The 21,494-nt window shown below is 68.8% G+C and carries 8 protein-coding genes, 3 rRNA genes and 1 pseudogene; 5 read left to right on the plus strand and 7 right to left on the minus strand.

The window, feature by feature from the left end; translation table 11 throughout:
• Positions 1–22 precede the first annotated feature (22 nt).
• On the plus strand, positions 23–1,579 hold the full coding sequence (locus ACQEU8_RS35065; RefSeq protein ID WP_433108394.1) for a hypothetical protein: 1,557 nt from the start codon (positions 23–25) through the stop codon (positions 1,577–1,579).
• A 308-nt stretch (positions 1,580–1,887) separates the two neighbouring features.
• Positions 1,888–2,310: a hypothetical protein gene (locus tag ACQEU8_RS35070; protein ID WP_433108396.1), complete on the plus strand. Its 423-nt coding sequence runs from the start codon at positions 1,888–1,890 to the stop codon at positions 2,308–2,310.
• A gap of 94 nt (positions 2,311–2,404) precedes the next feature.
• On the opposite strand, the gene rrf is transcribed toward ACQEU8_RS35070, so the two are convergent.
• The 4 genes from rrf to ACQEU8_RS35090 form a co-directional block, all read right to left on the minus strand.
• Positions 2,405–2,521, minus strand: a 5S ribosomal RNA gene (gene rrf / locus ACQEU8_RS35075).
• A gap of 89 nt (positions 2,522–2,610) precedes the next feature.
• Positions 2,611–5,738 (minus strand): 23S ribosomal RNA (locus ACQEU8_RS35080).
• A 310-nt stretch (positions 5,739–6,048) separates the two neighbouring features.
• Positions 6,049–7,579 (minus strand): 16S ribosomal RNA (locus ACQEU8_RS35085).
• The 16S, 23S and 5S rRNA genes sit together here, the layout of an rRNA operon.
• Positions 7,580–8,130: 551 nt before the next feature.
• Positions 8,131–8,667 (minus strand): MarR family winged helix-turn-helix transcriptional regulator, encoded by a 537-nt coding sequence (locus tag ACQEU8_RS35090; RefSeq protein ID WP_433108398.1) that lies wholly within the window; start codon positions 8,665–8,667, stop codon positions 8,131–8,133.
• A 128-nt stretch (positions 8,668–8,795) separates the two neighbouring features.
• On the opposite strand from ACQEU8_RS35090, the gene ACQEU8_RS35095 reads away from it, so the two are divergent.
• Positions 8,796–10,103, plus strand: a complete 1,308-nt coding sequence (locus ACQEU8_RS35095) for an MFS transporter (RefSeq protein WP_433108943.1) — start codon at positions 8,796–8,798, stop codon at positions 10,101–10,103.
• Positions 10,104–10,184: 81 nt separating this feature from the next.
• Here ACQEU8_RS35095 and ACQEU8_RS35100 read toward each other — a convergent pair whose 3' ends face one another.
• Positions 10,185–12,287 (minus strand): SpoIIE family protein phosphatase, encoded by a 2,103-nt coding sequence (locus ACQEU8_RS35100; RefSeq protein WP_433108400.1) that lies wholly within the window; start codon positions 12,285–12,287, stop codon positions 10,185–10,187.
• Between the two features lie 131 nt (positions 12,288–12,418).
• The gene (locus tag ACQEU8_RS35105) at positions 12,419–13,942 is read right to left on the minus strand and encodes an NAD(P)/FAD-dependent oxidoreductase (RefSeq protein ID WP_433108945.1); all 1,524 of its coding nucleotides are present in this window, start codon (positions 13,940–13,942) and stop codon (positions 12,419–12,421) included.
• Between the two features lie 410 nt (positions 13,943–14,352).
• On the opposite strand from ACQEU8_RS35105, the gene ACQEU8_RS35110 reads away from it, so the two are divergent.
• Both ACQEU8_RS35110 and ACQEU8_RS35115 read left to right on the plus strand, forming a co-directional pair.
• Positions 14,353–15,177, plus strand: coding sequence for a TetR/AcrR family transcriptional regulator (locus ACQEU8_RS35110; RefSeq protein WP_433108402.1), 825 nt, complete (start codon positions 14,353–14,355; stop codon positions 15,175–15,177).
• A gap of 345 nt (positions 15,178–15,522) precedes the next feature.
• Entirely contained in the window at positions 15,523–17,214 is a 1,692-nt protein-coding gene (locus ACQEU8_RS35115) for a sigma-70 family RNA polymerase sigma factor (protein ID WP_433108947.1), read from the plus strand.
• A 1,787-nt stretch (positions 17,215–19,001) separates the two neighbouring features.
• Here ACQEU8_RS35115 and ACQEU8_RS35120 read toward each other — a convergent pair.
• Positions 19,002–20,978, minus strand: a pseudogene (locus ACQEU8_RS35120) (BTAD domain-containing putative transcriptional regulator); the annotation flags it as partial.
• Positions 20,979–21,494 lie beyond the last annotated feature (516 nt).

The following is a 21,494-nucleotide window of genomic DNA, read 5'->3' on the forward strand; positions in this document are numbered from 1 at the left end:
CCCCGCTTGAATATCGGTACCGATGCGATACGACGACCGCGAGCGTCACCGCCACCCGGGGTACCACCCGGGCCGCCCTCCGCACCATGACCCGCACTGGCCGCGCCGCGCAGCCGGTGGGGGCGGCGGAGGCATCCCCGACGGCCTCCTGGTGGGTGTCCTCGGCTTCCTGCTGGGCCTGACCATCTTCGTCTGGACGGCGACGGGACTCGCGGGCCTCCTCACCCACGGCGCCTGGCCGGACGACGTCACCTTCGCCAGGACCCCGCTCGCCGTACGGGAACTGATCACCGAACCGCACGACATCCCCGGCGCCTGGCCCTCCACCCCCCGCGGCCAACTGTCGGGCTACGGCCTGTTCTGGGGCATCTTCGTCAGCCAGCTGCTGGTGCTGATGGTGCTCACCATCTTCGTCCTGGGCACCATCGCCCGCGCCCGCGCCGTACGGAAGGCCAGGCGCATCCGGCAGGAGCAGGCGGAGGAGATCCCGGAGCGCAAGGACGCGGGGTCCGCAGGGCCCGCTGGCCACACCGGGCAGCCCGCCGATGCCTCACTCGCGCCGGCGGAGACGGCACCCCGGCCCGCCCCGGCCCCAACTCCGCCTCCGAGCCCGGCCCCGGCCCCGGCCCCGGCCCCGGAAGAGCAACCTCCCCCACCCCAAGAGCCCGCCGCACCAACATCGCAGTCACCGTCCGCCGCCCAACCCAGCCCGCTCGCCCCAACCCTCCCCGGCACAGCCGCGACCACCGGGGGCGCGACACCCACCGACGGCCAGGACGCGAACGGCCCAACGCTCGGCAGCGGAACGGCCGGCAGCACAGCAGGCGACGACGACCACGACCCCGTGACACAGATCCTGGAGGCTCCCGGCGCCGTACTCGTCAGCGCCGCCACCCCCGACCTGTGGGCCGCCACCAAGACGGCTCGCGCCAAACTGGGTCCCGTCCACCTCTTCGACCCGACGCACGCCTGCGACACCCCCGACCGGCTTCGCTGGTCCCCGCACCACGGCTGCGCCGACCGCACCACGGCCGCGTCCCGCGCCACAGCCCTCCTGGCCCCCCTGCGCTCCCCGCGCCCCATCGACGCGACGACGCACACCACCGCGGAGACCGTCCTACGCTGCTGGCTGCACGCTGCGGCCCTGGAGAAGCGCCCGTTCCGCGAAGTACACCGCTGGGCACTCGCCACGGGACAGACCGCCGACGCCGTACGCATCCTGCGGACCCACCCCAAGGCCACCTCCGGCGCCGCCGGCGAGCTGGAGTCCGCCCTCGCGGGCCATCCCCAACTCCGCGCCGACGCGGTCGCCCTGATCCGCCGCGCACTGGCACCGCTGGGCCAACTGCATGTCCGCAACGCGTGTTCCGCGGAGCGAGCCGATCGTCTCGCGTTGGAATCCTTCATCGCCGAAGCGGGCACGCTCTACGTAGTGGGCGAGGACCCGGACGTACTTCCGATCCTCAACGCGCTCACCCAGAGCGTGGTCGAGCACGGCCGCCGCATGGCCGCACGGTCATCTGACGGTCGGCTCGACCCACCACTGACGACGATCCTCCACCTGTCGGCGAAGCCGTAGGCAGCTGCAGCGCGGGCGCTCAACAGCTACTTGCCCACGCGACTTTGACGCCCTACCGGGCATCACCACACTTCCGTAACCGTCGTCGGGCTGGGCTCGATGGGTAGCCGCACTGGCTGAGGACTTCGTCCACGCCGAACGCCCGACCACTGAGCGTCCAACCCGCGAACGGCAACAGGGCGTCCGCATCAGTTCGGCGGCCCTGGCCTATAGGGGGCAGGGAGGCGCCGTTGAGGGTTCCGCCGGATCATGGCGAGCCGACGCTGCTATGGAGTGGCGCCGGGTCCTGGTCCCGAAAGGAGCAACAAATGCGGCAGCTGAGAGTGATCACGGTGGCGTTTGCGGCGGTGTTGTCGGCCTTGCTCATGCAGGCTCCTGCTTCGGCGGCGCCACCACCGGATCAGGGCGAGTGGAAGGATCTGGGGGAGCACAACTTCTACACCGGCACCGGCTCGCTCTACTACCCGTGGCGGGCAGCAACGATTTCCTCCGACGGCGGGGACTTCCGGTTCTGCATCCGCACGAGCACCAGCGAGCACCTGGGGCTCCACCAGCTCAGGGAGGAAGACGCCGACGGAAGCAGCGAGAGGGTCAAAAATGTGGACGCCGGGCCTGATGGCTGCGCCACGGTGCCCAATCTCGACTCTTTCGTTGATGGTGACGACAACCGAGCGGAATTCTACATAAGGACCAACCTTTCCCGGGCGATCGCCGTGCACTACTACGACTGACCCGCCAGGGCTCAGTCCGCAGTGTGAGTCCAGACGTTCCGGCACAGAAAAATAGCCCCGTTGGCGTGAGCCAACGGGGCTATTCTCACAATGAGTTCGGCGGTGTCCTACTCTCCCACACACTCCCGCATGCAGTACCATCGGCGCTGAAAGGCTTAGCTTCCGGGTTCGGAATGTAACCGGGCGTTTCCCTCACGCTATGACCACCGAAACACGGCGAAACACACAACCAGCAACACACTTGATTCAAATGTGTCTGGGGTTGTTGTCTCAGAACCAACACAGTGGACGCGAGCATCTACGGACAAGCCCTCGGCCTATTAGTACCGGTCACCTCCACCCATTACTGGGCTTCCAGATCCGGCCTATCAACCCCGTCATCTCCAGGGAGCCTTAACCCCTCCAAGGGGGTGGGAGTCCTCATCTCGAAGCAGGCTTCCCGCTTAGATGCTTTCAGCGGTTATCCTTCCCGAACGTAGCCAACCAGCCATGCCCTTGGCAGAACAACTGGCACACCAGAGGTCCGTCCGTCCCGGTCCTCTCGTACTAGGGACAGCCCTTCTCAAGACTCCTACGCGCGCAGCGGATAGGGACCGAACTGTCTCACGACGTTCTAAACCCAGCTCGCGTACCGCTTTAATGGGCGAACAGCCCAACCCTTGGGACCGACTCCAGCCCCAGGATGCGACGAGCCGACATCGAGGTGCCAAACCATCCCGTCGATATGGACTCTTGGGGAAGATCAGCCTGTTATCCCCGGGGTACCTTTTATCCGTTGAGCGACGGCGCTTCCACAAGCCACCGCCGGATCACTAGTCCCGACTTTCGTCCCTGCTCGACCCGTCAGTCTCACAGTCAAGCTCCCTTGTGCACTTACACTCACCACCTGATGACCAACCAGGCTGAGGGAACCTTTGGGCGCCTCCGTTACCCTTTAGGAGGCAACCGCCCCAGTTAAACTACCCACCAGACACTGTCCCCGATCCGGATCACGGACCCAGGTTAGACATCCAGCACGACCAGAGTGGTATTTCAACAACGACTCCACAACCACTGGCGTGGCCGCTTCACAGTCTCCCACCTATCCTACACAAGCCGAACCGAACACCAATATCAAGCTGTAGTAAAGGTCCCGGGGTCTTTCCGTCCTGCTGCGCGAAACGAGCATCTTTACTCGTACTGCAATTTCACCGGGCCTATGGTTGAGACAGTCAAGAAGTCGTTACGCCATTCGTGCAGGTCGGAACTTACCCGACAAGGAATTTCGCTACCTTAGGATGGTTATAGTTACCACCGCCGTTTACTGGCGCTTAAGTTCTCAGCTTCACCAGGATCGAAACCCTGACTAACCGGTCCCCTTAACGTTCCAGCACCGGGCAGGCGTCAGTCCGTATACATCGCCTTACGGCTTCGCACGGACCTGTGTTTTTAGTAAACAGTCGCTTCTCGCTGGTCTCTGCGGCCACCCCCAGCTCACACCGCACGGGTGATCACCAGAAATGGCCCCCCTTCTCCCGAAGTTACGGGGGCATTTTGCCGAGTTCCTTAACCATAGTTCACCCGAACGCCTCGGTATTCTCTACCAGACCACCTGAGTCGGTTTAGGGTACGGGCCGCCACACAACTCGCTAGAGGCTTTTCTCGACAGCACAGGATCACCCACTTCACCACAAACGGCTCGGCATCAGGTCTCACCCCTCATGCCAGGCGGATTTCCCTACCCGACGGGCTACACCCTTACCCCGGGACAACCATCGCCCGGGCTGGACTACCTCACTGCGTCACCCCATCACTCACCTACTACAAGCTCGGGCCGTCGGCTCCACCACAACTCCTTCACCCGAAGGATCCAGAGCGGCTTCACGGACTTAGCATCACCTGATTCGATGTTTGACGCTGCATAGCGGGTACCGGAATATCAACCGGTTCTCCATCGACTACGCCTGTCGGCCTCGCCTTAGGTCCCGACTTACCCTGGGCAGATCAGCTTGACCCAGGAACCCTTAGTCAATCGGCGCACACGTTTCTCACGCATGTATCGCTACTCATGCCTGCATTCTCACTCGTGAACCATCCACAACTCGCTTCCACGGCTGCTTCACCCGGCACACGACGCTCCCCTACCCACCACAACAGGCGTTAGCCCTTCACGTTGCAGTGACACGACTTCGGCGGTGTACTTGAGCCCCGCTACATTATCGGCGCGGAATCACTTGACCAGTGAGCTATTACGCACTCTTTCAAGGATGGCTGCTTCTAAGCCAACCTCCTGGTTGTCCCTGCGACTCCACATCCTTTCCCACTTAGCACACGCTTAGGGGCCTTAGTCGATGCTCTGGGCTGTTTCCCTCTCGACCATGGAGCTTATCCCCCACAGTCTCACTGCCGCGCTCTCACTTACCGGCATTCGGAGTTTGGCTAAGGTCAGTAACCCGGTAGGGCCCATCGCCTATCCAGTGCTCTACCTCCGGCAAGAAACACACGACGCTGCACCTAAATGCATTTCGGGGAGAACCAGCTATCACGGAGTTTGATTGGCCTTTCACCCCTAACCACAGGTCATCCCCCAGGTTTTCAACCCTGGTGGGTTCGGGCCTCCACACGGTCTTACCCGCGCTTCACCCTGCCCATGGCTAGATCACTCCGCTTCGGGTCTTGAACACGCTACTGGGTCGCCCTCTTCGGACTCGCTTTCGCTACGGCTCCCCCACACGGGTTAACCTCGCAACATGCCGCAAACTCGCAGGCTCATTCTTCAAAAGGCACGCAGTCACGACACCAAGTGCAAACACTTGATGCGACGCTCCCACGGCTTGTAGGCACACGGTTTCAGGTACTCTTTCACTCCGCTCCCGCGGTACTTTTCACCATTCCCTCACGGTACTATCCGCTATCGGTCACCAGGGAATATTTAGGCTTGACGGGTGGTCCCGCCAGATTCACACAGGATTTCTCGGGCCCCATGCTACTTGGGAGTCCCACAAACGAGTTGCCAACATTTCAGCTACGGGGGTCTTACCCTCTACGCCGGGCCTTTCGCATGCCCTTCGCCTACATCGACAATTTCTTACTCGTCCAGCAGCCGGCAGACCACTGAAGTGGAATCCCACAACCCCGCATGCGCAACCCCTGCCGGGTCTCACACACATACGGTTTAGCCTCCTCCGGTTTCGCTCACCACTACTCCCGGAATCACGGTTGTTTTCTCTTCCTACGGGTACTGAGATGTTTCACTTCCCCGCGTTCCCTCCACACCGCCTATACATTCAGCGGCAGGTGACAGCCCATGACGACTGCCGGGTTCCCCCATTCGGACACCCCCGGATCACAGCTCGGTTGACAGCTCCCCGGGGCCTATCGCGGCCTCCCACGTCCTTCATCGGTTCCTGGTGCCAAGGCATCCACCGTGCGCCCTTAAAAACTTGGCCACAGATGCTCGCGTCCACTGTGCAGTTCTCAAACAACAACCAGCCACCCACCACCCCACCCCGAAGAGCGAGTTCACTGGGACCGGCAACCAAGAGCCACAACCTTCAACGGCCGTGCCCTCAGACACCCAACAGCGCGCCCGACACCCCCAGTCCGCCTTACGCGTTCCACGCTCCGAAGAGCAGTACTAGCCCAAGACCAACCGAGAGTGCCGAATAGTCAACGTTCCACCCATGAGCAACCCACCGCGAGTCGTTCGCTCGCGTAGTGGGCCTCTGGACCGCCGAAGCGGCCAAAGATGCTCCTTAGAAAGGAGGTGATCCAGCCGCACCTTCCGGTACGGCTACCTTGTTACGACTTCGTCCCAATCGCCAGTCCCACCTTCGACGATTCCCTCCCCACAAGGGGGTTGGGCCACCGGCTTCGGGTGTTACCGACTTTCGTGACGTGACGGGCGGTGTGTACAAGGCCCGGGAACGTATTCACCGCAGCAATGCTGATCTGCGATTACTAGCGACTCCGACTTCATGGGGTCGAGTTGCAGACCCCAATCCGAACTGAGACCGGCTTTTTGAGATTCGCTCCACCTCACGGCATCGCAGCTCATTGTACCGGCCATTGTAGCACGTGTGCAGCCCAAGACATAAGGGGCATGATGACTTGACGTCGTCCCCACCTTCCTCCGAGTTGACCCCGGCAGTCTCCCGTGAGTCCCCAACCTCCCGAAGGAGTTGCTGGCAACACAGGACAAGGGTTGCGCTCGTTGCGGGACTTAACCCAACATCTCACGACACGAGCTGACGACAGCCATGCACCACCTGTACACCGACCACAAGGGGGCCCCTGTCTCCAGAGGTTTCCGGTGTATGTCAAGCCTTGGTAAGGTTCTTCGCGTTGCGTCGAATTAAGCCACATGCTCCGCCGCTTGTGCGGGCCCCCGTCAATTCCTTTGAGTTTTAGCCTTGCGGCCGTACTCCCCAGGCGGGGCACTTAATGCGTTAGCTGCGGCACGGACCACGTGGAATGCGGCCCACACCTAGTGCCCAACGTTTACGGCGTGGACTACCAGGGTATCTAATCCTGTTCGCTCCCCACGCTTTCGCTCCTCAGCGTCAGTATCGGCCCAGAGATCCGCCTTCGCCACCGGTGTTCCTCCTGATATCTGCGCATTTCACCGCTACACCAGGAATTCCGATCTCCCCTGCCGAACTCCAGCCTGCCCGTATCGAATGCAGACCCGGGGTTAAGCCCCGGGCTTTCACATCCGACGCGACAAGCCGCCTACGAGCTCTTTACGCCCAATAATTCCGGACAACGCTCGCACCCTACGTATTACCGCGGCTGCTGGCACGTAGTTAGCCGGTGCTTCTTCTGCAGGTACCGTCACTTACGCTTCTTCCCTGCTGAAAGAGGTTTACAACCCGAAGGCCGTCATCCCTCACGCGGCGTCGCTGCATCAGGCTTTCGCCCATTGTGCAATATTCCCCACTGCTGCCTCCCGTAGGAGTCTGGGCCGTGTCTCAGTCCCAGTGTGGCCGGTCGCCCTCTCAGGCCGGCTACCCGTCGTCGCCTTGGTAGGCCATCACCCCACCAACAAGCTGATAGGCCGCGGGCTCATCCTACACCGCCGGAGCTTTCCACACGGAGATCATGCGATCCCGTGTCATATCCGGTATTAGACCCCGTTTCCAGGGCTTGTCCCAGAGTGCAGGGCAGATTGCCCACGTGTTACTCACCCGTTCGCCACTAATCCCCGACCGAAGCCGGTTCATCGTTCGACTTGCATGTGTTAAGCACGCCGCCAGCGTTCGTCCTGAGCCAGGATCAAACTCTCCGTGAATGCATCATTCGCAGAAGAGCGGAACAGTAACCAGAGGAATAGTCCGGCACTGTCCACAGCGTCCTCGCTGTAATTTTCTTCAAAGGAACCTCAACTCGCCTTCGGCGAGTCGGGGTATCAACATATCTGGCGTTGACTTTTGGCACGCTGTTGAGTTCTCAAGGAACGGACGCTTCCTTTGGATTCCCTCGCGGGTTTCCTCCGGACGTTTGCCCTTTCGGTGTTTCCGACTCTATCAGATCCGTTTTCCTGCCCGTTTCCGTGCCGTCTTCCGAATCGGATTTCCCCTGTCGGCGGGGCGCCTTCCGGCTGACCGCTACTTTAGAGCCTTTCCCCGCCCGGCTCCAAATTGAGCCGACCCGCAAAAGCAATTCGGCATGCCGAACAGACCCCTGCGAAGGGAGATGGTGCTGAGTAGTGGTTTCCACCGGAGCGGCGGAGAGGAGTCATCAGAAGGCGTGACGGCCCGCTGACAACCCGAGGAACCTTACGGATCACCGGTCGTACTGTCAACTGGGGTCGAGGTCGGTCCAACTCGCCCTGGTACAGGGTCAGTCGAGGTCGGTCAGGCGGCCGCCGGCGTCGGGCTGGGCGTGTTCGACGCGGCGCAGGAGACGGGTGAGGAGCTCGCCGAGTTGTACGCGCTCGTCCGTGGAGAGGTCCTGGAGGAGATCTTCCTCGAAGGCTGACGCCATGCGCATGACCTCGAGCCACTTCTCGCGGCCGGTGTCGGTGAGGCCGATGATCACGCGGACCCGGTTGTCGGGGTCGCGCTCGCGGGTGACCAGGTCCTGGGTGAGCATCCGGTCGATGCGGTGGGTCATTGCCGCGGGGGTGAGGCCGAGGCGTCTGGCGATGGTGCCGGGCCAGAGCTGGTAGGGGCTGCCCGCCATGACGAGCTCCTTGAGGACCTCCCACTCCGGGCTGCTGAGACCGAGGGTCGCGAGCTGGCGGCCGTAGGCGACGCTCATCCGGCGGTCGAGCCTGCTCAGGGCGTTGACCACCTTCTCCACCTGGGGGTCGAGGTCGCGGTACTCCCGCTGGTAGATGGCGATCTGCTCGTCGAGCGTCGGTTGTCGGTCCGGCATGTGCGCAGTATCGCACGGTGACTCGTTCGCCCTAAACGCTTGCCCTGTGTATTCTTTAGCATCGAACTTTAGCTTCGAAGTCTTCGTAGCTGTATCCCTTGTACGTCTCTCGACTCAGGCAGGTGAGTGTGACCACGGCGACGGCCGCCGCTCTGCGGCGGATCCAGCTCGGTAACGCGCTGGCAGCTTTCGGCAACGGCTTCACGGTGCCGTTCCTCTTTGTGTACGTAGCGCGGGTGCGGGAGCTCGGTGAGGGCACCGCGGGTGCGGTGCTCGCCGCGTTCGCCGCCGCCGCGCTGCTGGTGCTGCCGTTCACGGGGCGCGTGATCGACCGGAGCGGACCACTGGTGGTGGTTGTCGTCGGTGCGGTTTCGGCTGCCGTGGGGGCGTTGGGGTTCGGGCTGTCGACCAGCGCGCCCGCCGTGTTGGCCGCGTCGGCGGTGATGGGTGCCGGTATCGCCGTGCTCCAGCCCGCGCTGGCGACGTTGATCGTGTGGTGCTCGACGGCGGGATCGCGGTCGCGCGCCTTCGCCACCCAGTTCTTCCTCAACAACCTGGGCCTGGGCATCGGCGGGCTGCTGGGCGGAATGCTCGTGAACGAGCACGATCCGGCCAGCTTCACCCTGCTGTTCGTCATCGAGGCGACGATGTTCCTCGTGCTGCTCGCCGTGCTGGTGACGGTGCGGGTGGGGCGCCCCGCGGTGGCGGCTGCCGGGGTCGAGGGTGGCTCCGGCGCGGAGGGCTCCGGTTGGGGGGTGCTGCTGCGGGACCGGTCGATGGTGCTGCTGTGTGTGCTGGGGTTCGTGATCTTCTTCGCGTGCTACGGGCAGTTCGAGTCCGGGCTGTCGGCGTACGCCGTGGACGTCACGCGGATCTCGACCTCCACGCTGGGGATCGCGCTGGCCGCCAACACGGCGATGATCGTGCTGGCGCAGTTCGTGGTGCTGCGGCTGGTGGAGGGGCGGCGGCGCAGCCGGGTGGTGGCGCTTGTGGGCCTGATCTGGACGGTCGCGTGGTTGGCTGCGGGGGCTTCCGGGCTTGTGCATGGGGCGCAGGCCGTGGCCACTGCGCTGCTCATCGGTACGTATGCGCTGTTCGGGGTCGGCGAGACGATGCTCTCGCCGACGGTGGCGCCACTGGTCGCGGACCTGGCTCCGGCGCGTCTCGTGGGGCAGTACAACTCGGCTTTCGCGCTGGTGAAGCAGTTGGCGCTGGCCGTGGGTCCGGCTGTGGGCGGGGCGCTCGCCGCGGCCGGGGCGTGGTCGGCGTACATCGTGGCGCTGGTGGTGTGCTGCTTGGGCATGACGGGGCTGGCCTTGCTGCTGGGGCGGCGGCTCTCCGAGCGCGAGGACCGGCCCGGGTCGGTCATCGTGGCGCGGGGGGACCGGCCGGCGCGTCCGGCGGTCGAGGACGAGCGCGTCGGCGCGGCGCGGTAGCCGGGGCGGCGGCCAGGTAGCCGGGGGCGGCGGGGAACGATCCGTATGGACGGTCATCGGCCCCGCCGCGCCGTATGACGGCTACTTGCCCGGCAGGGCGAACTCGCACCAGACCGACTTGCCGCCGCCCTGGGTGCGGCGGCTCCCCCATGCCGAGGCGATGGTGGCGATGATCGAGATGCCGCGCCCGGTTTCGTCGGCCGGTTCGGCCCGGCAGCGGCGGGGGAGGTGTTCGTCGCCGTCGGTGACCTCGATGATCAGGCGGCGGTCGGTGCGGCGCAGCAGCAGCCGCATGGGCGGGGTGCCGTGCTGCAGGGAGTTGGCGACCAGTTCGCTCGCGGCCAGTACGCCCAGGTCGCGGAGTTCGGTGGGGAAGCGCCAGGAGGCCAGTACGCCGGAGGCGAAGGCGCGGGCGCGCGGGGCGGCTTCGGTGCCGCCGAGCAGGTCGAGCGCGGCGTTGTGGAAAAGTTCGGCGTCGGGCCCGGTCCTTACCGGCCGCTGGAAGACGAGGAGCGCCACGTCGTCGTCGTGGTCCTCGCTGATGCCCAGGGCGCGCAGCAGCCTGTCGCAGATGATGTCGGGGGAGCCGGTGGCGCCGGCGAAGGCACCTTCCAACGCGGCCACGCCCTCGTCGATGTCGGCGTCCCTGCGTTCGATCAGGCCGTCGGTGTAGAGGACGGCGGTGGCGCCCTCGGGCAGCGGCAGGCTGCCCGAGGTGTGCAGCCAGCCACCGGTGCCCAGCGGCGGGCCGGTGTGCTCGGTGGCGCGGTGGACGGTGCCGTCGGCGTCGCGTACGAGGATGGGTACGTGCCCGGCGGAGGCGTAGTCGAGGCGGCCTTCGTTCGGGTCGTGGACGGCGTAGACGCAGGTGGCGATCTGGGAGGCGTCGATCTCGGCGGCGAGCCCGTCGAGGAGCTGCAGCACCTCGTGCGGCGGCAGGTCGAGCCGCGCGTAGGCGCGTACGGCCGTGCGGAGCTGGCCCATGACGGCGGCGGCGCGCACGCCTCGGCCCATCACGTCGCCGATGACCAGCGCTGTGCGGCCCGCGCCGAGCGTGATGACGTCGTACCAGTCGCCACCGACAGCCGCGTCCGTGCCGCCCGGCTGGTAGGTGGCGGCGACGCGCAGATCGTCGGGCTGCTCCAACTCCTGGGGCAGCAGGCTGCGCTGGAGGGTGACGGCGGCCTCGCGCTGCCGTCGTTCGCTGGCGCGGAGCCGTTCAACCGCCTCCACCTGGTCGGTGACGTCGGCGGCGAAGATCAGCACGCCGCTGTCACCCGATGTGGTGATGGGGGTGCAGGTGAAGGTGTAGTAGCCCGCGCGTCGTCTGGTGCTCGCCGCACCCGGCTGCGGGGGTACCCGGCGGGACTTGACCGTACGGGGCCGACCGCTGCGCCTGACCTGGTCCATCAGCGGGAGCAGGCCCAGCTCCACCAGTTCGGGCAGCGCCTCCCGGGCCGCCGCGCCGGTGGGGCGGGGGCCGAAGACCTGGGTGTAGGCGTCGTTGACGAACGCGATGCGGTGCTCAGAGCCGTAGACGACGGCTGCCAGCGCGGGAACCTGGCCGAGCAGTGCGCGAATGGGGAGCGCGTCGATGGCGCGTCTGCGCTGCCACGCCACACTTTCGGGTTCCGGGGCGGGTTGGGGCTCCGGAGTGCCTTGGGTGTCCTGGGTGGTGTTCGCCGCCGCGTCGCTCTCGGCGTGCGGGCGGCTGCGGGCCGCGGGGACGGTGGGGGTGTCCGTGCCGTCCTCGTACGGATGCGCCGGTTGGCCGGGCACCGTCTGATCGGGTACGGACGGGTCGGGTGCGGGCGCGGACTGGTCGGGCACGGGCTGACCGGGCAACGCCTGGTCGGGCACCGTCGTTCCGGCTGCTGGTGCGGCGTCCGTTGCGGCCGGCTGTGCGCCGCTGTCGAGGGCTGTGCCGCCGGCGTCGGTGCCGCTGTCGGTGCCTTCGCTGCTCGTACCGGCGTCGTCCTTGTCCGCACTGCCGGTGCGCTTGTCACTGGTGCGCTTGTCGCCGGTGCCTTGGCCGGTGTCCTGACCGGCGTCGTCCGTGCTGTTGTCGTCCGTGCTGCCGCCGGAGGTATCGGTCGACTGCGCTCGCGCCTTTATCGCGGCCTGGGCGGCAGCGGTGCGCCGCTGTGTGCCGGGCAGTCGGGCGCTCCAGCGCGTGAAGTTCACGTCGTCCGATTCCTTGTGTGGTTCGCTGTGTTCGCTCGGGTCGCTGGGGGGCCGCTTCGGGGTCACGCTTCGCAGACGCGGGCCCACCCATGGTCACATGTCCAGTGTGGCCCACCGTGCCGGTGGAACCCTCAGTTCTCGTCGCGGCGCCGTTCGGCGCCCGCCGCGAGTTCGAACTCGGCACGGGGGTGCTCCAGCGAGCCGAGGGAGACGATCTCCCTCTTGAACAGGCCGGAGAGCACCCATTCCGCCAGCACGCGTGCCTTCCTGTTGAAGGTCGGCACCCGGCTGAGGTGATAGGCGCGGTGCACGAACCAGGCAGGGTAGCCCTTGAGTTTCCGTCCGTACACGTGCGCGACGCCCTTGTGCAGTCCGAGGGAGGCGACGGAGCCCGCGTAGGAGTGCCGGTAGGGGGTGGGGTCCTGGCCTTCGCACACCGCGGCGAGGTTGTCGGCCAGGCGGCGTGCCTGACGTACGGCGTGCTGCGCGTTGGGGGCGCACAACGGCGGTTCCGCACCGTCGGTGGCCGCCGTCTTACCCGGTGCCGCACCGGCTGCCGTGTCCGGGGCCGGTGCCGCGGTCAGGTCGGGGACGGCTGCGGCGTCGCCCGCCGACCAGGCGTGTTCGGTTCCCTCGACGCGCAGCGTGGGCTCGCACTTGAGCTTGCCGCGCGCGGTGAGGGGCAGTCCGGTACGGGCCAGCAGGGGGTGGGGCTTGACACCGGCCGTCCACACCAGAGTGCGGGAGGGATGGCGGGAGCCGTCGCTGAGGACGGCCACCCTGTTCTCGCACGAGTCCAGACGGGTACCGAGGCGTACGTCGATGTTGCGGGCGCGCAGCTCGCGCAGCGCGTAGCCGCCCATCTCCTCGCCGACCTCGGGCAGGATCCGGTCGCTGGCCTCCACCAAGAGGAACCGCAGGTCGTCCGCGGAGATGTTGTGGTAGTAGCGGCAGGCGTAGCGCGCCATGTCCTCCAGTTCGGCCAGCGCTTCGACGCCCGCGTAGCCGCCGCCGACGAAGACGAAGGTGAGGGCTGCGTCGCGGAGGGCGGGGTCGCGGGTGGAGGAGGCGATGTCGAGCTGTTCGAGCACGTGGTTGCGGAGGCCGATGGCTTCCTCGACGGTCTTGAAGCCGATGCCGTGCTCGGCGAGGCCGGGCACCGGGAGGGTGCGGGAGACGGAGCCCGGCGCCAGGACGAGTTCGGTGTAGGGCAGTTCGAGGGTCTGCGGCTCGGGCCGTTCCCCGGGCGCCGCGTGGGCCGCGCGGGCGGCGTCGGCCTCCACCGTGGCGAGGGTGGAGATGTGGGCGACCCGGCGGTCGTGGTCGATGCTGCGGGCCTCACCGACGATGACCTGGCAGTTCGACAGCACCCGGCGCAGCGGTACGACGACGTGCCGCGGGGAGATCGACCCGGCGGCGGCCTCGGGCAGGAACGGCTGGTACGTCATATACGGGTCGGGGTCCAGGATCGTGATGGTGACCCCGTCGGCGGACTCCAGCGAATCGGCGACGGGCGCCCCCGGCGCATCCGGCGTGTACGGCACAGCAGGTGCGCCGGGCGCGGCCGATGCGTCCGGCGCGGGGGCCTCGCCGGGGCGGGCGGTCTGCCGGAGTCGCTGCTTGAGTCTGCGCTGGAGGCGCAGCGCTGTGTACATGCCGACGTAGCCGCCGCCGACAACGAGGATGCGCGCGGGTTTCGCAGGTTCCTTAGTGGCCTTCGTCACCCGACCATGACGCACCCTCGGCCCCTCGTTTGTCCACAGGACACGTCAATCATGTGACCGGTGTGCGCCGGGCGCTCGTTGTACCGCCGACGTCGTACGGGGTGTGGTCCTTGCAGGTCACGGCTGGGGCGCAGGGGGCGCGCGGGGCGTAAGGGCAGGCTACGGCCGGTACGGGTGTCGCAGGGCCAAACGGCCGTGCCGGGACGCCCTCTTCTCTCTCAGGGTGGGCTCAACTATGTTCGTATCCCAGCGGGTGCGGCCAATGGACCAGTGCGCTGCATTCCGACCCCGCGGACGCGGGGGTCTCCGGGGGGAGACATGGATTTACCGGGGGAACAACGATGCACATTCAGGGTATTCACGGCTCTCATGCCGGGGTGGCGCAGACCGCTGTCTCGGCCGTTGCGGAGGGCCAGACCACCGCGCACGCCACAGCTGCCGCGGCAGCGTCGCGGACGACGCCGCTGCGGGTGGACGCGCAGCGGAACCTCGAGCACGTACTGCGTGCCGCGCGCGAGGTCTTCGGCGAGTTGGGCTACGGCGCGCCGATGGAGGACGTCGCGCGTCGGGCACGGGTGGGGGTCGGGACGGTCTATCGCCGCTTCCCGAGCAAGGACGTGCTGGTCAGGCGGATAGCAGAGGAAGAGACGGCGCGGCTGACCGAGCAGGCGCGGGCCGCGCTGGGCCAGGAGGAGGAGCCCTGGTCGGCACTCTCCCGGTTCCTGCGCACCTCTGTCGCCTCAGGAGCGGGGCGGCTGCTGCCGCCGCGGATACTCCGGGCGGAGAACCGGCCCGACAGCGCCTTGCGGGTACCCCAGCAGCGCACCTCCGTGCAGAGCGGATACGCCGAGGTGCCGACGCCCGTCGAGGGGTCGCAACCGGAACTGCGGCTGGTGGAGCGCCACACTTCCGCGACCGCGTCCGGTGCCGCGTACGACGGGCTGGAGGAGGATCCGGGAGCGGCCGAACTGCTCGAGGTCGTCGGGCAGCTGGTCGATCGGGCGCGGGAGGCGGGCGAGCTGCGCCCGGACGTGACCGTGGGCGATGTGCTGCTGGTGATAGCGACTGCCGCTCCCTCACTGCCGGATGCGGCGCAGCAGGCCGCGGCCTCGACGCGGTTGCTGGACATCCTGCTGGAGGGGCTGCGCTCCCGTAGCGCGCGCTGAGGAGCCACCTGTGGCGCATTGAGGCCTCCCGTGGCGCGCTGAGCAGCCAGCCGCGGGGGCTCGGCATTCGCCGAACTGTGCGGTATTACCCGAACGGGTGGTTGGTCTGCTTGTCGGGTTCCCATCCAGCAGTGCTGTGCCACGCTGACGCGATGTACAGCACGCGGGGTGGGTACGGAAGTCGCGGCTATGGGTGGTGACAAGGAGCCCGAGCGGTCGGTCTCGCGCCAGGTGCCGGAGCAGCGCAGTCGGCAGAACACCTCACGGGGGCATGACGGGCACGGCGTCCGTGGCGGCGGGCACGGCAGGCATCGTGGTCGGCGCGGCAGGCACGGCGTCTCCGACATGGAGTTGCTCTCCCGGATGCGGGAGGGCGACGACGGGGCGTACGAGGAGCTGTACCGGCGGCACGCCGAGCCGGTGCGCCGCTATGCCCGGACGTGCTGCCGGGACGCGGATACGGCGGAGGACCTGACGGGCGAGGTCTTCGCGCGCACCTTGCAGGCGGTACGCGGCGGCAAGGGCCCCGAGGCGTCGGTGCGGGCCTATCTGCTGGCCTCCGTACGGCATGTGGCGGCGCACTGGGCGCGGACCCGGCGGCGGGAGCGGCTGGTGGACGACTTCGCCGCTTTCGCGCAGTCGGCCGCCGCCTCCGCGGCGTGTGACGAGGACACCCTGGAGCTGGGTGCCGAGGTGCGGGCGATGCGGGAGGCCGAACAGCGACTGGTGGTGCGGGCGTTCCGGAGTCTGTCCGAGTACGACCGGATGCTGCTGTGGCACACGGCCGTCGAGGGCGTACCGCCGCAGGAGGTGGCGCCGCTGCTGGGCAAGTCCCGTGGGGCCACGGCGACGGCGGCGCACCGGGCGCGGGAGCACCTCAAGCAGGCGTACCTCCAGGCACATGTGAACCAGGCGCTGACGGAGGGCGGGGAGTGCGCCCGGTATGCGGACCGGCTCGGCGCCTATGCGCGCGGTGGGCTGCGGATGCGTGCCGAACGCGGGCTGGCCCGGCATCTGGAGGAGTGTCCGGCGTGCCGCCAGGCGGCGTCGGAGGTCAAGGACCTCAACGAGCACATCAGGCTGCTGGTCCCGCTGGCCCTGGTCGGCTGGTTCGGGACGGCGAGCGGCGCGAAGGCGTTCGCGGCGCTGATTGGTGGCGGCGCGACGACGGCGGCTGCGGGAGGTGCCGCGGCGGGCGGTGCCGGGGCCGGAAGCGCGGGAGGTGCGGCGGCGGGCGGTGCGGGCGGCGCTACGGGAGGCGCTGCCGCCGGTGGCGCCGGGAGCGGAAGTGCGGGTGCCGGGGCGAGTGGTGGCGCCGGAAGTGGAAGTGCGGGTGCCGGGGCGGGTGGTGCCGCGTCGGAGGGGCTCGGTGCGCCCGCGAAGGCCGGTATTGGGCTCGGGGTGGCCGCGGCGGCCGGTGCGGTGATCGCGTACGCGCTGTCCGGAGGCGACGGCGAGCCGGCCAAGAAACCGGAGGCACGGCATCCCGCCCCGCCCTCCACGCCCGGACAGCCGCCGACGAAGCCGGACCCCGCGCCCCGGCCCGAGCCGCGGCCTGAAGAACCGGAGCCCGCCCCCGAGCAGCCCGATCCGGCGCCGCCACAGGCGGAGCCGGGCTCGGCGCCGGAGCCGGAACCGGCCGATGCGGCCGAGCCCCCGCCGCGGCCCGAACCGCCGCGGCCGGAGCCTCCGGCGCCCAGGCCGCTCCCCCCGCCGCCGAGCCCTAGTCCTGAGCCACCGCCTCCGTCTTCACCCTCGCCCCCGCGGGCCGAGCGCCACCTCGTCGAGGTCACGCGGGACACGGTGATGCTCAGCTCCAATACCGGCGACCGCGACGTACGGCTGGTGGTGGAACGTCACCCCTCGTCGGCGGGCGGAGCGTCCTCCGTGGAGATGTCGGCGGCGAACTGGGCGCACAGCTCGTCCAGGCGCTCGACGGCCTCGACGGCGGTGAGCGACGGACGTCCGGCCGGGCCGGCGTCGGCCCCGTCGACCCCGTCCGTGTCGGCCCCGTCGACCCCGTCGGCGGCGGAGTAGGCGCGGATCGTGCCGTCGAGCCGGAGTTCGGGCACGCTCGCGGGCAGGGCACCCCGCAGTTGCTGGGCCGCGTCGGCGAACTGGACGGCCAGGGCGTGCCGGCCGTCCAGGTGCAGGACGTAGCCCGCGGTCAGCAGCGTCTGGCCGACGAGGCTCTCCGGGATGCCGATCTCCAGCCCGATGCGGAGCGCTGCACGGATCTTGCGGATGGCTTCGGGGAGCAGGTCGGGCCCCTCGGAGGCGGTGATACGGGCGTCCAGCACGCGCATCATCACGTCGAACATCGCGGGCGGCGTACCGACGGACGCGTTCTTCCTGCTCTGGCTGTGGAGTTCGCGGGCCCGTGCGATGTCGCCTGCCTCGGTCGCCGCGACCGCGCGTACGAAGACCGCGATGGTCAGCGCGTCTCTGATGCCGAGCCGCTCGGCGTCCTGGATGGCGCGCTGGGCCAGCTGGTCGGCCTGTTCCGTATCACCGCGGCGATACCAGATGTCGGCGATACGGGCGACCAGCACCGGCATCTCGGTGAGGGCGCCGAGTTGCTGGGCGTAGCGGAGGGCGGTCTCGCACTCGGCACGCGCATCGTCGTAGCGGCCCTCCTGGAGGGCGACCTCGGCGCGCAGTCCGCACGTCTGGCTCAGCAGCCAGCGGTCGCCGGTGCTCTCGGCGAGAGTGCTGATCTCGGGGAGATCGTCCTTGGTTACGGACAGGCCGCCGGGCAGGTCCATCTGCACGTGGGCGCGGAACAGCAGCGCCACGGCCAGTTCCCACGGGCCGCCGTAGCGGCGGCAGTTGGCGACTGACAGGTCCATCAGCGGCGCCACGCCCTTGCTGCCGTCGATCAGATAGCCGGTAAAGGGCCAGAGCATGCCGGGGAAGCGGGCGGTGACCGGCCCGGGCTCGCGGAAGACAGCCACCAGTTCTTTGGCGACGGCACGGTGGTGCGGGTCGGTGAGGAACTCCTGGCTGTACTGCTCGGACAGCAAGAAGTAGTCCAGCAGCTGGAACTCCCGGAAGAGCAGCTCCTCTTCACGGTCGCGCTCCTCGGCAGTGGAAGGAAGCATCGACAGGACGGCCTCGACCCAGTGCGCGCCCTCGTCGCGATAGTTGCGCAGCCACCAGAACCAGCCGGCCACGCGGACGAGGGAGACGACCGTGTCACGCTCCCCGTTGCGCAGCGAACGGTGCAAAGCGGCACGGATGTTGTCCAGATCGGCCTCGACTCTCGGCAGCCAGGAGAGCTGTTCGCCGGAGCGAAGGCGGGGTTCGGCCGCGTTGGCGAAGCGGAGGATCTGGGCTGTGTGCCGCGCCTCGGCAGCCTCCCGGTCGGCCGGGTGTTCGGCAGCACGCTCGCGGGCGTAGTCGTGGATCGTCTCCAGCATGCGGTAGCGCACGCCGGTGCCGGTGAGGGCGGGCGGCTGGTCGGCGACGAGGATGGACTTGTCCACGAGCGCGGAGAGCAGATCGAGTACGTCGTCCGGGTGGATCTGCTCCAGGTTGGTGTCCGGTGGCGACTGCTCGGGGTCCGGTGGCGGCTGTCCGGTGTCCTGCGGTGAGCCGTCCGCGCACACGTGTTCGGCGGCGGAGAGGGTGCAGCCGCCGGCGAAGACGGACAGCCTGCGAACGACGGTACGTTCCCGCTCGTCCAGCAGGTCCCAGGACCAGTCCACGACGGCCCGCAGGGTCTGCTGGCGCGGCAGTACGGTACGGCTGCCGCTGGTCAGCAGGCGGAAGCGGTCGTCGAGCCGGTCGGCGATCTGGCGCGGGGTGAGCGACCGCAGCCGCGCTGCCGCGAGTTCGATCGCGAGGGGCAGTCCGTCGAGGCGGCGGCAGATCTCGGCCACGGCCTCCGGGTCCTCGCTCGTACGGAACCCGGGGCGGGCCGCGGCGGCGCGGTCGGCGAACAGGCGGTGCGCGGGCGCGGGCGGCAGCGGTTCGACAGGGCGCACCGTCTCGCCCGGCACCCCGAGCCGTTCGCGGCTGGTGGCCAGCACGGTGAGCCCGGGACAGTGCGCCAGCAGCGTCTCGGCGAGGGTGGCGGCGGCATGCACGACGTGCTCGCAGTTGTCGAGCACCAGCAACAGGCCGCGCTGCTCCAGATGTTCGACCAGCAGCGCGGTGGGATCCGCCTCGCCGCCCAGCGACCGGGTGCCCTCGGTGGCCGCCGTGGACAGCGACGTCACCCGGCGGCCGAGAGCGCTGAGCACGGCACCCGGCACGGCGGCGGGGTGATCGAGCGGTGCGAGCTCCACCAGCCAGGTGCCGTCGGGATACGGCGAGGGGTCGGCCGCTGCCGACGTCGCGGCGACCTGCTCGGCGAGCCTGGTCTTGCCCGAGCCACCAGGCCCGATCAGGGTGACCAGCCGGGAGGAACCGAGGTCGGCGCCGATGGCCGCGATGTCCGTCTCCCTGCCGACGAAGCTGGTCAGCCGCGCCCGGAGGTTGCCCAGCGGACGGCGGACACTGTCGTCGCCGGCGTGCGGCGGTACGGCGGATCCGACGGCGGAGGGCGGTGCGCCGGGGGAGGGCGGCGCGCTATGGGAGCGCGGAGGTGCGGGTGGGGTGCCTGGCGGGGTGGAGTGGGAGCCCGGCGGGGTGGAGCTGGGGCCTGGCGTTGCGGCGCCAGAGCCCGGCGTTGCGGCGCCGGGGCCGGGACGGGTGGCAGGGCTGGGGGGTGCGGTGTTGGGGTTGGAGCCTGCGGCGTGGGAGCCCGGCGAAGCGGCGCCGGGGCCGGCACCGGCGGAGCCAGAACGGGGAGGTGCGGCGCCTGAGTTGGAGCCCGCCGCGTGGGAGCCCGGCGACGCGGCCCCGGCGTCAGCACCGGCGGAGCCAGAACCGGAAGGCTCGGCACTTGAGTTGGAGCCCGCCGCGTAGGAGCCCGGCGAAGCGGCATCGGGCCCTGGAAAGGCGCCGCCGGAACCCGGCGGGGCCGTGCCGGAACCCGGCGGCGCGGCACGCGGGTCCGGCCGGACAGCGCCGGAACCCGACGCCGCCCGGCCGGAGGACTCCGGGGGCACCGGGCCGGAGCCCGGAAGCGCAGCGCCGGACCTATAGGACGCCGCACCAACCCCCGGGGGCGCGGCACCAACCCCCGGAGGCACGGAGCCAGAGCCCCATGACGCGGCGTCGGCCCCATCAGGCCCAGCGCCGGATCCGGGCTGGTCCGCACCTGGCACGGCACCGGGCGCGCCCGTCGGGGCGCCGGCAGCCAGCAGTTCGGCGTGCAGGGCGCGCAGTTCGGGGCCGGGGTCGGCGCCCAGGCGGGCGGCTATGTCACGGCGTACGGACTCGTAGACGGCCAGCGCCTCCGCCGTACGACCGCTCTCGTGCAGGGCGCGCAGATACAGCGTCTGCAACGGCTCGTCGAGTGGGCGTTCGGGCGCCAGTTCGCGCAGCTCCGGCAGCACGCGGGCGGCGCGGCCGAGGGCGAGGTCGGCGGTGAGGCGGCGTTGCAGCGCGGTGTGCCGCAGCGCTTCGGCGCGAGCCGCGACACGGGTGCGGTCGGGCAGGTCGGCGAGGGCCGGGCCGCGCCAGAGTGCGAGGCCCTCGCGGAGTACGGAGGCGGCCCGTTCGGCGTCCCCGGCCTCCAGGGCACGCTCGCCCTCGGTGGCCAGCCGTTCGAAGCGGATCAGATCGACCTCGTCCCGCTCCGGGTCGACCCGCAGCCGGTAGCCGCCGGGCAGCGACTCGACGGCGTCCTTGCCGAGGGCTCGGCGCAGCCTGCCCACGAGTGCTTGCAGCGCGGCCGGGGCGTTCTCCGGCATGCTGTCGGGCTCCACGTCCCCCCACACCTCGTCGATCAGTGTGTCCGGGGAGGTGGGGGCGCGGTTGTGGGAGCGCAGCGCGAGGGCGGCGAGCAGCGCACGCAGCCGCTGCCCGCCCAGCGGGAGCGGCCGTCCCGCCTCGTCATGGGCCTCGCTCGCCCCCAGGATCAGATACCGCACGGACCCATTGTCCCCGTAGCCGCTGACACCGCCGCGCGCTTTTTCGCCGGGCGTAACGCCGTTCCCCCACGAGCGCCCCGGCCTGACCCCGGAGAACGCCCGGGCCTTCCCCCGCGAGCGCCTCGGCCTTCCCCGGCAACCACCCCGGACCGCCCCCCGGCAATCGCTCCGGCCTGACCCCGGCAAGCCGCCCTGCCTGCCCCGGGAAGTCCCCCTGCCTGACCTCGGAGAACGCCCCGCGCAGTCACTCCGCAAACGCCCCGGCCTGCCCCCGGCGAGCGCCTCTTGCGGTCCCCCACGAGCGCCCCGCCGAATCACCCCACAAGCACCCCCGAG

Origin of the sequence: Streptomyces sp. CA-250714 (genome assembly GCF_050936705.1) — a bacterium.
GTDB lineage: Bacteria > Actinomycetota > Actinomycetes > Streptomycetales > Streptomycetaceae > Streptomyces.